21 protein-coding genes are annotated in these 12,010 nt (G+C 38.9%); all 21 read right to left on the reverse strand.

The genetic code is table 11. From position 1 onward, the window contains the following. Positions 1-33: 33 nt before the first annotated feature. The 21 genes from KNP96_RS14360 to KNP96_RS14460 all read right to left on the reverse strand — a co-directional run bounded on the left by KNP96_RS14360 (position 34) and on the right by KNP96_RS14460 (position 11,875). Entirely contained in the window at positions 34-771 is a 738-nt protein-coding gene (locus KNP96_RS14360) for a hypothetical protein (RefSeq protein ID WP_214771467.1), read from the reverse strand. Between the two features lie 26 nt (positions 772-797). After that, positions 798-1,019, reverse strand: a complete 222-nt coding sequence (locus KNP96_RS14365) for a hypothetical protein (RefSeq protein WP_214771470.1) — start codon at positions 1,017-1,019, stop codon at positions 798-800. Between the two features lie 53 nt (positions 1,020-1,072). Next, positions 1,073-1,288: a hypothetical protein gene (locus tag KNP96_RS14370; protein WP_214771473.1), complete on the reverse strand. Its 216-nt coding sequence runs from the start codon at positions 1,286-1,288 to the stop codon at positions 1,073-1,075. A gap of 57 nt (positions 1,289-1,345) precedes the next feature. Beyond that, positions 1,346-1,825 (reverse strand): hypothetical protein, encoded by a 480-nt coding sequence (locus KNP96_RS14375; RefSeq protein ID WP_214771476.1) that lies wholly within the window; start codon positions 1,823-1,825, stop codon positions 1,346-1,348. A gap of 290 nt (positions 1,826-2,115) precedes the next feature. Further along, the gene (locus KNP96_RS14380; RefSeq protein ID WP_214771479.1) at positions 2,116-2,415 is read right to left on the reverse strand and encodes a hypothetical protein; all 300 of its coding nucleotides are present in this window, start codon (positions 2,413-2,415) and stop codon (positions 2,116-2,118) included. A gap of 78 nt (positions 2,416-2,493) precedes the next feature. Further along, on the reverse strand, positions 2,494-2,709 hold the full coding sequence (locus KNP96_RS14385; RefSeq protein WP_214771482.1) for a hypothetical protein: 216 nt from the start codon (positions 2,707-2,709) through the stop codon (positions 2,494-2,496). A gap of 150 nt (positions 2,710-2,859) precedes the next feature. Beyond that, positions 2,860-3,072, reverse strand: a complete 213-nt coding sequence (locus KNP96_RS14390; protein WP_214771485.1) for a hypothetical protein — start codon at positions 3,070-3,072, stop codon at positions 2,860-2,862. A gap of 27 nt (positions 3,073-3,099) precedes the next feature. Beyond that, positions 3,100-3,288 carry a hypothetical protein gene (locus tag KNP96_RS14395; protein WP_214771488.1) on the reverse strand — a complete coding sequence of 63 codons (189 nt, stop codon included), beginning with the start codon at positions 3,286-3,288 and terminating at the stop codon, positions 3,100-3,102. Positions 3,289-3,334: 46 nt separating this feature from the next. After that, a complete protein-coding gene (locus tag KNP96_RS14400) occupies positions 3,335-3,631 on the reverse strand; it encodes a hypothetical protein (RefSeq protein WP_214771491.1) in 297 nt (98 codons plus the stop codon). Positions 3,632-3,686: 55 nt separating this feature from the next. Beyond that, entirely contained in the window at positions 3,687-3,902 is a 216-nt protein-coding gene (locus KNP96_RS14405; protein WP_214771494.1) for a hypothetical protein, read from the reverse strand. Between the two features lie 144 nt (positions 3,903-4,046). Next, on the reverse strand, positions 4,047-4,484 hold the full coding sequence (locus KNP96_RS14410) for a hypothetical protein (RefSeq protein ID WP_214771496.1): 438 nt from the start codon (positions 4,482-4,484) through the stop codon (positions 4,047-4,049). Between the two features lie 105 nt (positions 4,485-4,589). Continuing rightward, positions 4,590-5,354, reverse strand: a complete 765-nt coding sequence (locus KNP96_RS14415) for a deoxycytidylate deaminase (RefSeq protein WP_214771500.1) — start codon at positions 5,352-5,354, stop codon at positions 4,590-4,592. Next, positions 5,341-6,915 carry a DHH family phosphoesterase gene (locus KNP96_RS14420; RefSeq protein ID WP_214771503.1) on the reverse strand — a complete coding sequence of 525 codons (1,575 nt, stop codon included), beginning with the start codon at positions 6,913-6,915 and terminating at the stop codon, positions 5,341-5,343. The genes KNP96_RS14415 and KNP96_RS14420 overlap by 14 nt, the downstream gene beginning before the upstream one ends. Then, positions 6,906-7,241: a hypothetical protein gene (locus KNP96_RS14425; RefSeq protein WP_214771506.1), complete on the reverse strand. Its 336-nt coding sequence runs from the start codon at positions 7,239-7,241 to the stop codon at positions 6,906-6,908. Before KNP96_RS14425 ends, KNP96_RS14420 begins: the two co-directional genes overlap by 10 nt. Positions 7,242-7,259: 18 nt before the next feature. Then, on the reverse strand, positions 7,260-8,315 hold the full coding sequence (locus KNP96_RS14430; protein ID WP_214771509.1) for a hypothetical protein: 1,056 nt from the start codon (positions 8,313-8,315) through the stop codon (positions 7,260-7,262). Positions 8,316-8,375: 60 nt separating this feature from the next. Beyond that, positions 8,376-9,920: a hypothetical protein gene (locus tag KNP96_RS14435; RefSeq protein WP_214771513.1), complete on the reverse strand. Its 1,545-nt coding sequence runs from the start codon at positions 9,918-9,920 to the stop codon at positions 8,376-8,378. A 10-nt stretch (positions 9,921-9,930) separates the two neighbouring features. After that, a complete protein-coding gene (locus tag KNP96_RS14440; protein ID WP_214771516.1) occupies positions 9,931-10,530 on the reverse strand; it encodes a hypothetical protein in 600 nt (199 codons plus the stop codon). A gap of 1 nt (position 10,531) precedes the next feature. Next, on the reverse strand, positions 10,532-10,708 hold the full coding sequence (locus tag KNP96_RS14445) for a hypothetical protein (RefSeq protein ID WP_214771519.1): 177 nt from the start codon (positions 10,706-10,708) through the stop codon (positions 10,532-10,534). A gap of 27 nt (positions 10,709-10,735) precedes the next feature. Beyond that, on the reverse strand, positions 10,736-10,993 hold the full coding sequence (locus tag KNP96_RS14450; RefSeq protein WP_214771522.1) for a 3D domain-containing protein: 258 nt from the start codon (positions 10,991-10,993) through the stop codon (positions 10,736-10,738). Between the two features lie 170 nt (positions 10,994-11,163). Next, positions 11,164-11,496, reverse strand: a complete 333-nt coding sequence (locus KNP96_RS14455; RefSeq protein WP_214771524.1) for a hypothetical protein — start codon at positions 11,494-11,496, stop codon at positions 11,164-11,166. A 58-nt stretch (positions 11,497-11,554) separates the two neighbouring features. Beyond that, a complete protein-coding gene (locus KNP96_RS14460; RefSeq protein WP_214771526.1) occupies positions 11,555-11,875 on the reverse strand; it encodes a hypothetical protein in 321 nt (106 codons plus the stop codon). Positions 11,876-12,010: the final 135 nt, after the last annotated feature.

The following is a 12,010-nucleotide window of genomic DNA, read 5'->3' on the forward strand; positions in this document are numbered from 1 at the left end:
TTTTAATTAGTAAAATCCTATAAAAACAGATTTTTATTCCTCTTCTTCATCTTCAAAAACAACTTCTTGTCTACTTACTTTCGTCTTTAGATTTCTTTGATTAACTAAGTCACATGCTTTTTGGCATAACTCTTCTGTTTCGAAGAGTTTTCCATAAAGACGATCTTCGATATTAAATTCATCTAGTGATCGAATCATTTTATCTCCATTGATTGAGTCTTCGTAATAATTGAGATATTCATCTCGTGTGTCTTCGTATTTAACTTGATACCAGACTCGGATTTCATTGTTGGATTTTAAATTCATTGTCACCAATGGAATTTTAACTGGCCCATATTGAGAAACCGACTTATCGCAATCGCATCTCTCGGAAGCATCGTTCCCTAAAGGAGTTTTGTAATAAATACGACGATCGTTGTTACATTTATTACATTTCTCTAGTAATTTTTTATTACTGTGTCCGACAGTATATGCCATAACTTTGATACTATCCATCAATTTAGAAAGATGCTCTCGTCGTACCTGGTTCTCTAAATTTTGCTTTTTGACATTTAAGTCTCGCTCTTTACGTTCATAGTTCTCCTTGATTGATTTGAGATTACTCTTAACCTCTTGCAGCTCCGCGTTTTCCTTGCGTAAATTCTCCATTTCTTCAAGAAATTCTGCTTTGACGCCCTTCATCAGAGATTCTTTAAACTCGTCTACTTGCCGATCAAACTCACTGGCCTCTGTGTAGAAATCAGTATCATCATAAAAATCTGGGTAGCTCATCATATTCACTCCTATGTATTTATTTTTTACTCAGTAATTACAATATTTTCAGTGCTTTCCTTAATCTTTTTTTCTAGAGCGCGATATTCGACATCTAATCCATTAATAAAATCTGCGATTACACTCCAAAGTTCTTTGTTTTTTGGTGAATCTGTTGATTCAAATACCTGCTTGAAATGCCACCGGCTAATTTCTTCAATATCCTTTTTCAGTTCGTCTCGTCTTTCAAGAGCTTCGAAAAGATTCATTTCAGCACCTCTTCATATGTACTATTTTGTTTTTAAAATAATCAAGTAGATTTTTATTCTTTTGATTTGTTAATTTCTGTTGTGATTTTAATTGTTGCGAGACTAGAATCTCCTTTAACCCAAAGAACTTGATTAAGGGTAAACAGTCCAACTAAGATTAAAATCCAAAGACTATCGATACTAACGAAACCGCCCTTAGAGTGTGTTAAGATTGCCGCCAATACAAACCCTTGCAATAATACTTTGCCTACCGTGATTAGTTTTTTCATTTTTATTATCTCCTTTTATATGTATTATTTAATTTGTAACAAACTAAAACCGACTTTTTATTTGATGCTGCCTACTAATCCTAATGCCTCAACGTCTTCAACATTAGACCAGTTAGCCTCATTGTCTTTCCCTGGGACATGGACTCGGACTGCAGGTTTATTAAACTCATCTAATTCGCTAACCACTCCAACATCTCCAATAGAGTTAATACTTCCTTCCCTGTTTCCAGTGATTTGAACAATATCACCAATTTCAAAGATATCACTATTTTCAGTTTCGTTAATTTCCTCTGATTTGTTATCCTCGATCTTAGTGCCTTTCGTTTCTTTTTTAACTCGCTTAAGATCTTCGATGCTAAATTGCCACTGAATCATGTATTTATCTGAAGTTGAATATGCAATCACCTGATCTCCATTAATCGATACGACTTTTAGAATCTCTCCAGTTTTAGGCATATCTTCATTGTATGAGAATTCTTTCTCTGTTTGATTAGTTTTAAACAACACGGCTTTTTTACCTACTTTAATTTTCTTCATCTCATTTTCCTCCTTTTATTTTTACCAAGGGATGGCACTTTTTTTAATCGATTTCCCCTCTAAAATCAAAGTTTTATACCCATTCAAAATATTTCATGTCGAGATAAAGGATGTCTCCGTAGTCGTCCAACAAATAGTATCCACTTAACCCATGGTTAACATTGTAGACAAGGCCAACAGTTGTTATCTCTTTGTTGTTTTCTACGAAGGATCGAATACATTTCGCTCTCATTTTCATTTGATCAACCTCTTTTAAATTTTTCTTAATTGTATCATCTTCGAATTGATTGTTATTCTGCAGCTTTTTCATATGTCGCTTCAAAGATATCGGGCTTACACGGATAGAATTCTCCTTGGACTCCCTTAATAATGTAGTCGCCGAATTTAGCAAACATATTTCCTTCGAGCGTTTCAATTGAGAAGCCACCATCTTCTTTGACGCTCCTTACAGTGCTATTCATTCCCCATTCGCTAGTCTCCATACCAATCGAATAAACAAACTCGATGGATTCTACAATCGACTTATACTCGTCCTCTAATTTAACAGCTTCAATCACCACAGGTTTTTTCCGGTATTTCTCTACGCTCATTTCTACCAATCCCTTCGGTCTTTTTTAAATTTTTCAATCAGCTAAAATTAGACTTTTATCGGTTATTTTCGTAATTCATTAATCTTTTCCTAACAATTTAAAGAGTTCTGCCACTGACAGATCACTTAATCGGACGTCTTTTAATGAGATTTCTTCAACATTCACAATTTTATTAATAGATGTTTCTCCTACGTAATCTTTTGCGCTTTGTTCATTTTCGGCAAATACGCGCTGCGTTCTTTTCCCGGTGTTATATTTACTCATACGCTCATTAGTTACTAAAAATGCTTTCATCGTTTTGTCTCCTCTGTTTAAATTGTTTTTTAAGACTCGTACATGTCCGTATGACACGTTTGACACATCTCATTATATTGAGAGTCAGGAGAAGTATTGCTCGACTTCAACTGCTCTCCGCAAGCTTTGCAATATTCATCAGTAACACCATCAAACATTATCTTCACAGCTTTCGTTCCTAATATGAACTTTCGAAATACTGACATTCCACGAGGATTCACATTTATCACATTCAATTGCGTGAAGCCACAACCCTAACTGCGGATCAAAATCTGATGACCCGCCTAAATCAAAGACATCACCCATTTGTTTTTCAAATTTTACTTTTACCCCGCAAGTAGGACAGTCCCAATGCATATTCATTCAAACTCCTCCTAAAATTGATTATTATTAGTTTTGAATATCTACAGGATCAACAAGTGAAATTGCTCCACCGTCCAGGAACTTAATCGTATGATACTCACCAAGGTTCTCTTCCCCACACTCGATGTACTCTCGAACACTACTAGCAATCACAAGCTCATCTGTTCTGTGACTAAATAAAAACATGTTGTCGCTTAGTTCTGATAATCTCTTCATCTCATTATCTCTCCTTATCAAATTGACCATCGGCCGTTCGACCACATTAAGGTTTGAGGACACCGTCTTTTGTAATGCCAAGTTCACGATTCTTTCCGCGAACCTCTGTGAAATCATAAAGATCAATGTCTTCATTCAAGACAAACGTGAGAGCGTTAATCTGATTTCTTAAGCCGTAGATGCACGACATAACGTAAGTACGTTCTGCTTTTTCGGTTTCAGTAATCTGTTCTTTCCATTTTGCTTTATTGTCGTATCCTCGAATGTCTTTTACGGTCTCAAACTCTCTAAGAGTTTCCATAAGCGCATCTCTTTGATTTTTCACCACTTCTAGACTTCTCATTTTTACCGACCCCCTCGGCATTTTTTAAGTTTCCCAATCTGATAAAATTGACTATTTATTCGCTACACATCTGAGTTCCATCAGCGTTCATTCGTGGAACCATAGCTCCACTGTTGTATCCATCGTAAATGATATACTGACAGTTTGTTGATTGATCTACGTAAAACTCAATATCACTTTTTGACGTTGTTGATTCTTCTGAATCAGAACCACAAGCTCCTAAAAAGATTGCAGTAGATAAAGATCCAGCAATAAATAGTTTTTTCATCATATATTAACCTCCATTATTTATTATTTGTTTTATTAAGTTGACCCAAAACATCATTTAATAACTTCAATATGGCTAGATCTGCTTTAGCCCGACCCTCTTGCTTCTTAATTCTCTCTTGTTTGTATGTATTGAAGTTTACGACATTCATGCTTTCACCTCATGTCTAGAGATAATCTCTTCTTCATTTTGTGCCTTGTAACTTGTAAACTCTCGTAAGACATATCTACTCTGACCCAAACGAATCTTAGTACGTTTGAATTTATCTGTTGCGTTTGTGGCATCTTTCTTGATGTTGTTTAGGTGATTTTTAATTGAATCATATTCTTCGATTCGTTTCTTGATGTCACGGCGCTTGTTGCGAATCTTCTTTAAATTGGATGCTTGCTGCATAATTTTTGATGCGTTTAAATTATCCAATTCGATAATATGTAATACGTCTTCTTGCAGTCGATCTATCTTACTAAGTTGCGATACTAAAGAATCTTGATCTTTCTTTGCTTCTCTCAGTAAGTTATCCAATGCCTCACCGTAATCAAAATTGCTTACAGTGATCTCGCTGAGTATCTGATCTACCGATTTCATCGTTCTTCCTCCTAATCAAAAATGATATGGGACACTATCTACCAGAGCATTTCTAGCTCCTGTAAATAATATACCATATCATTTATCACTTGTATACTTTTTGTTTTAAAGAATTTTAAACTTTTCTAACTTTGTCCCGGACATCGTAAACAGATCTCCACTTGAACTCTTTGAATACGACTCTTTAAACACTACACGTTCCACACCTGACTGGATTAACGCTAACGCGCAGTTGCGACATGGACTCAATGTAACGTAGGCCACAGATCCCTTTGCGCTCTCCGCGCTTGCAGCGAGCTTTGCTAAAGCATTGATCTCTGCATGAACTTCATTTTGCTTTGACCATTCATGATGAACCATCTTATCAGGGTGCGTCAGCCAAATCTCAAATAGACTCTTAACCGTCCGCTTTGCTAAGTCTAGTTCACGTTCACGTCTTAATTCTTCTGTGAAGTGACGAGAAATACCTAAATTGTTCTCTCGATATGTACGTCGGATCAACTTCGAATTTAATTCAGCAATCTTATATGTCTCTGCCTGGTCGAAACCTTGCTTATCTAGTCGTGTATGTAACTTCGAGATGAACCCCGATAAATCCATTAAGTCTAAATGTGTTTCCATGTAAACATCTAGAAACTCTTCGTACAATTTCTTATCCTCGATGACGTCCATACGTACTTTAAACTGACCACCTGACTGCTTTTCGAACAACTCATTACAGTTTAGCGTCCCTGAAATCGTTCCGTTATACCCGATACTGATTGGTTTGCCGTCTTTTACGATGACACAGGCTACTTGCTTGCTTGCACATTTACTATGGTCTTCAGCAATCCTTGTCGCAAACTCCATCCATGTTTTATCCCAACTCAATCTTATGCACCTCATCGATTAGAATTTGATGGTCAACGATAACTTTCTTTTGTCCGCCATGATACCACCGGTTAACAGATGGCTCTCCAATGACTTCTACCGTATCTCCTGGCTTAATCTCGTTGATCGCATCACCCTCGGAAACGAAGAACTTAACCGCGATAAAATCTTCAATCGATAGACGGCCATGATTCTTATCTGCTCCGAACAATTCGTATTGATGTACCGGAGAATTTAACTTCACTTTAATCGATTCAAAGCTGTTTCCTGTCACCTTATTCAATGCAGAAATCTCTGCAATCATTTCGGCCGTTAGTTCATTTACTTCTAGATCATAACGAACAACCTTCTCAAGAATAACCCAATTATCTTTGATGTATTGTAAAATCTTGTCCAAGTTTTCTTTCTCGAACCGGATACCTGCTGCTTGTGCGTGACCAGAGACGAAAATGAATAATCCTGATTCAATTAAGTATTCTCGTAAGTCAAATCCACTGTATGAACGTAACGATCCGCCGTAGCATGTATTGTTCTCACTAATTAAGATGGCAGGGCGCTTGTGCTCTGAAGCAAGTTTTTGAGCAATAACACCGTTCAGCGATGAATTATTCGCCTTATCGCTAGGCATCAATCCTACGATTACGTTCTCACTCGATAACAGTTCGACATCATCTAACGCTTTAGTCAACGCTTCTTTGCGTTTTCGTGCCTGTAAGAACAATGAATTTGAAATCTTCCGAGCCACCGCAGAATCTTCTTCTAGGAATAAATCAAAAACCTTTTCTTCTTCGTCGTACCGTAAGGCTGAGTTAATCGCTGGAATAATATTAAAGGCAATATCAGAAGACTTCAATGACTGAGAGAAAGCGTTCTTCTTACGAACCATCTCTGACAACCCGACATTTTGAATGTTGTCTAAGCCCTTCTTAACGATAGCGCGATTACTCTTCTTTTTCATATTTACAACATCGGCAATCATACCTAGCATTGTCAAATCGACAATCTGATCAGCGAACCAGTCCTCGTATGCTTCATCAAACAATTGAATCAAATGATAGACGACCGTAGCTGCACTGATATGTTTGTTTTTATATCCGCAACCACGTTGCTGAGGGTTAACGAGCAGCACATGAGGATTCTTTTCTTCAACTTCGTGGTGGTCAAGGATAATAATGTCCATCCAGTCGGACAATTCTTCGCACGTATCGACATCGTTTGTAGATGAATCACAGATAATCAACAAGTCTTCTCCGTCAATCTGCTCTGCCTGATACTTGATACCATGCCCCTTACCCCGTGAATGTCGAAGGATTCGAACATTCTCTTCTTTTGCTCCGAAGTGTAAGAGTCCCTTATAAAGAGAAACCGACGAAGTAACTCCGTCGGGATCAATATCTGCTGAAATTGCAATCTTCTCACCTTTTTTAATCGCTTTATCAATGCGCTTGAATGCTTTGTCTAAGTTGAGCATCGTCTTAGGGTCAAGAATATCACTTTCGTCATACTCGAACCATGTCTCGTCAATGCGACGCTTCTTTAAAATCTGTTTAATTAATTCCATTCTTTATCTTCACCCTTCTTCCAGAGATGTGTTTCGTCTGACTCAAGAGCTCCTAGCTCATAAAACCCTGCATAGGCCGCTTCTACATCATTGCTTGATGATAATTCTTGCTGAATTTCATTTTTTAATTGATTTAATGTTTCAGAAATCAATTCCTCGGGCATATTAGTATTATCAACACCAGATAATTTATATGTATTATTTAACTTATTTACTTGCTCATCAGACAAGTAATCCAGTTCATCCTGTTTGAAAGTGACTTTGATTTCACCTTTTTGAGCTTGTTTAAGTGCTGAAGCGACGTATATTTTGGCTAGAGTTTTCATGGATGATTTTCCCCTTTGTTATGAAGCGAGAACTCGCTTACGATAGATTTTTTTGGTCTGCAGCAGTTTTTCGAAAGCCATCTTACCTAAATCAAACGGTGCTCTTTTATGAGATTTATCTCCAAGCACATTGTCAGTGTCAATGAGATAGCTAATCTTCCGCATACCAATCGCTTCAGCCATCTTTGCTACATACTCTTCGTCTTTGTCCGCGTCGAGCGCAAGAATGATCTCAACGTCTAACGGTAAACCTAGCAACAACGATACTTGTCCTGGTTGAATTGAATCACCTTCTATGGCCATTACGTTGTAATAACCCAGTGAATCAGCCAACATCGTTGACTTTGCACCCTCAACTACGATCAACTCGCTTCGCTCTGTCGCACTATCGAATGCTCGATGAAAGTTGAACAGCTCAATCGATTTGTTACATGAATGGAGATACAGGTACTTGTACGCATCGTCGTCCATCCAGTCGTCCAACATTCTCCCTTTGACCCCAATCAAATCCCCATCGCTGTTATGAACCGGAAAAACGACTCGCTTTGAGTCAATGTCCATCGCTACACCGAACTTATGTTGCGTTTGAATTGATATCCCCTCATCAATCCATTTCTGATACGGCGCATGGATGTATTCGTTCATGATCGACAGCGGCAATTTTTCATTCGTTAACGATGATCGAATCGACTTGATTTCCTTTAACCAACTGTTTGTCTTAAGTTTTTGTTTTCGTTCCCCTGAATCTTCAATCCCCAGTTCTTCTAAAATCCACTGAGCGCTCCTGCCGCTACACTCCGATTGACTCTCTCGATCCCACTTGTCATAAATGAGAGCAGCGACTAAATTGAATATGTCACCGCTCACATCACGATTTCGAATGTTTGAATACAGTCCCTTGACGTTCTTTACCTGTACCGCTCGTCTATTTCGACTCTCATACTCGTCCGGGAGTCGCGCTACATAGAGAGAACCACCCTGCTCAGGCTTAATGGCCTCACATTTCAGCTTTTCGAGCAGTTTTGGGATCAATTCATGCTGATAAATGTACGCTTTTATCTCCTTGAAATCCATCTTTTGATGCCACCTTTAAGGTAACAATTGGAATGTTACCGACTTTATGGATTATTTAACTTACTTTCTGGCATATGAATCGCTAGTTTTAGCAACATATGTATAACCGATTTCTCTAAATGTGTTTCCGTTAAAGTATGGCTCGACAACGATTACTTCTTGTCCACCGTCATTTGTTGATCCAAATCGATTCTTCGATACGAATTTCAGGAAGTACTGTTTTGATGCCGACATTTTGAATGTCTTCTTGAACGGCTTATCATTGAATTCGTCTGGTGCAACCCATTTCCAACACTCAAGTTCATTCTTTCCGCCCTCTTTCTCGTCGTCGAACACGTTGCGGAACATCATAACGACCGCAGCTTCATCTTTTGCTGCCTTACCTTCACCGATACAATCATTGTCCAGGTATTTACGACCTTTGGTATGTTCGGCTAACTGGAAGTTCAAGAAGACTCGTAGGTTATATCCACCGGCATCGGCACGAGCTAACTTGTAATACTCTTTCGTATCATCTACGAACTGTGCGGCACGATTGTCTCCAGTCTTCTTATCGCTAACTTTGTGCGTATCGATCAAGAAGTTGATGTACCCTCGTGCGACATAGTGCTGAATCATTGTTTTAACGTCTTCGATGACATAGCTTTGAAGGAATACGATTTGAACTAAACGATCATCGCCATTTAATAGCTCGTTTGTCTTAGCGACGATTTGACGAATAACTTCCTTGTCTTCTTCCGTCAATCCACTTCGTACTAACTTCTTACGATCAAACTTCAGTTCTTTAAGGCAGTGCGTCTTAATCGTCATTGAGAGCTTATCTTGCCATGCCTTACGGTCTTCCTCATTCGCTAGGATAACAATCTTCTCTCCTGCTTCGATACAGGCCATCACGACATCTTCTGTTGCGATGGATGACTTACCAGTATTTCCGTATCCACCATGCATGAATACGTTACCGCGAACCCAACCTGCTACTGCTTTGTTTGTTAATTTTGCGTTGTAGAACGGAAGTACACCTTCAGATTGCTTTTCAATCTCTTCGATATACTTCTCTGCGTCTAACAGTAAGGGAGACGAATCAAAGATATTCTCGCTTGCTGCCATGTGAATCAGATTCATCTTGTCTTTCCAGTAGAGCGTTAATTGTTCCGCTCTCATCTTGTATGGATCATACTTGCCCTCTTTAACAAACACCTTGTCTCCGAACATCATCTTAAGCTGCTTGATAATGTGATTCCAGCGAATACCACGCTTGTAGTCATCGAAGTTGTCAGTAGAGACACCGACCTTACGGACAATCTGATTAATCGGTTCGTACCCACCATGCTTGTCAAACTCGCTCTGTATACCATACTCTTTAACTTTTTTTAATATGATGACATCATCGAACGTTCTGATACCGTCCTGGAACATGTTACGGCCAAACTCGAACAAGAACCGCCATTCAGGATGTAAGAACATCTCTCCGTGAAGGTCGTCTTTCGTGAAGGTCGCGTAGTGGTTCGGATTCTCGAACAGTGTCGAGACTAGATATCCTTCCTCAATCTCTGCTTTCGATTTGATCTTGTCGATGTTTTCTTTTGATACGCTTGCTTTAGCCAAACCTTTCACCTCAATCTAAGAAGTCGGTAATATCTAAGTCTTCTTTGTCTTTCTTTTTGAAGTTGTTTGCGTCAGGCGCAATTTCCTTCTGTAAACCTGCTTTCGCAATCTTACGGGCTTGCTTCTCGGCTCGATCCCGGTCACGTGCCATTTTCAATTTATCTCGAACGATTGCTAGACCGTACTTTAACTCTCCGAGAGTAGTATCGAATGATTTTTTAAGTTTCTGCCACTTGATATCACTCTCCGCTAGTAAATATGCTTTCTCGATGATTCGATACTCCGTACCACTCTTGTAGTTCTTTCGTTGGCGGCCGATCATGTTGCCGTTTCGAATGTCTTGCAGCAACTGATAGAAGTGACGCGGGAAATCTTCGGGACGAATGCCGTGAATTTCCATGATCGTATCTCGTAATGAATCCAGTTGTTTTTGTTCACGCTCTTTGAAAGCTTTATCGTCAAAGTAAGCGTCCACGCACTTATCGTGAAGATAAGTACGTAAAACTTTCTGCTTACCACTTTTCAACTTTTCTTTCGTTTGCTTCTCAATGACGAACGCTGACTCTTTTTCGACCTTCTCTTCGCACCACTTACACTTAACTAGAGCCATATTACCAACCTCGTTCCTGGCGCGACATGAGCGTTCGCAACACATCTACGGCCTTTGGCTTGAATCGATTCTCCATCGTGTCTACTCGACTCGATAGTTCTTCGATATACAGCTTGTCGTTTTGATCTGTGGTTTGAATGTGGTTTTCAATGAGTTTCATTAGTCGCTCGTCATTCATTTTGATACACTCCTTTTAATGTACTTTTTAATTTAAAACTGATACATAAACCGTCTGACGACCGAATTGGATCGCTTCTGACTGGTTGTTAAAGTAAATGTCTAAGATGTTGCCTTGAATTGCTCCACCGGTATCTTCTACCGTATATGTACCGTTCACAGATGGATAACCCGGACAATTAATTTGAACGACAGTTCCTAGTGGGAGAAGCGTTGTATCTGCGGCAATTGTTCGCCCTTGCTGGACAATCTTACCACTCGCTGTCTTTCCTCCGTTGTTAGGCATTCCCGCATCACCTAACGTATATGCTGTCGCTTGATACTGCACCGCTGAACTGCTGACCTGTTTGACAACTTTTTTAGTTGACTCCTTTTGTTTTAAAGGCGTACTATTAAGTTCTGTCTGATCAGATTTATTAGCTTTCTTTAACTCAGACCGTTTCAGATCTTCATTCTTCAGTCTAATTTTTTCTTCAGTTCTTGCGATTGATTGCTCAACGATGCTAATTTCTTTTTTAAATCGCTTACCTCACTCTTGTAGCTCTTCTGTTTGTGCTTACTTTCTTTCAACTCTTTGACCTTCTGCTCGTAAGCAGTGCTTACATCTCCAAACTCTTGTCTCTCAATCTCACGATAAGCCGAAACTGTTCTTAAAGTCTTTGATGTCTGCGCTTGTTTTTTATCTAATTGTTCAATCATGATGTCTTTTTCTCGTAGTTCGTGTGTGCCGTATGCAATCCCGGTCAGCGCAGCGACAACCAAAGCCCCCTTAAAGATGTTATTTTTCATTGTTTTCACCTAAAATTAAGAGGCCAAACACTTGTAAGACCTCTCAACCCTTTTGTTTTTATTGTTTTACTTGCTGTCGTTTTGCGACAGTGAGGAATGAATGAACACCGAACCCTCCGAATCCACCTTGAGCGTCACTCATATGTAATGAGTAGCATCCTATGAATTCTTCTTCAGACAATTTGCTTTTGACTTGATCCAAGAATCGTCGATAGCAACCACTAGAGCATTCTTTCTGGAATAATGTCTCAACGTCTTCTTTCGATGATCGTCGGTACAATTCAGCGACTCTGTCAGGTTTTTCTAAAAGATTCTCCAAAAACTTTTTCTTCACATTGTCAGCTAATATTAAATCTTCAAAACCCTTATTGTCACTCAATCGCGTCCGCCCCTTAGCATGTTTTATATATCGATTCGATCGGTTAATTGATTTTCGAATTGTCAACATTACCTATCTTACGATATATCTTTGGAATTTTCTAGTCTAAATTTAGAAATTATAAAGAAATTATGA

The sequence above is a fragment of the Exiguobacterium sp. s133 genome (assembly GCF_018618595.1).
GTDB lineage: Bacteria > Bacillota > Bacilli > Exiguobacteriales > Exiguobacteriaceae > Exiguobacterium_A > Exiguobacterium_A oxidotolerans.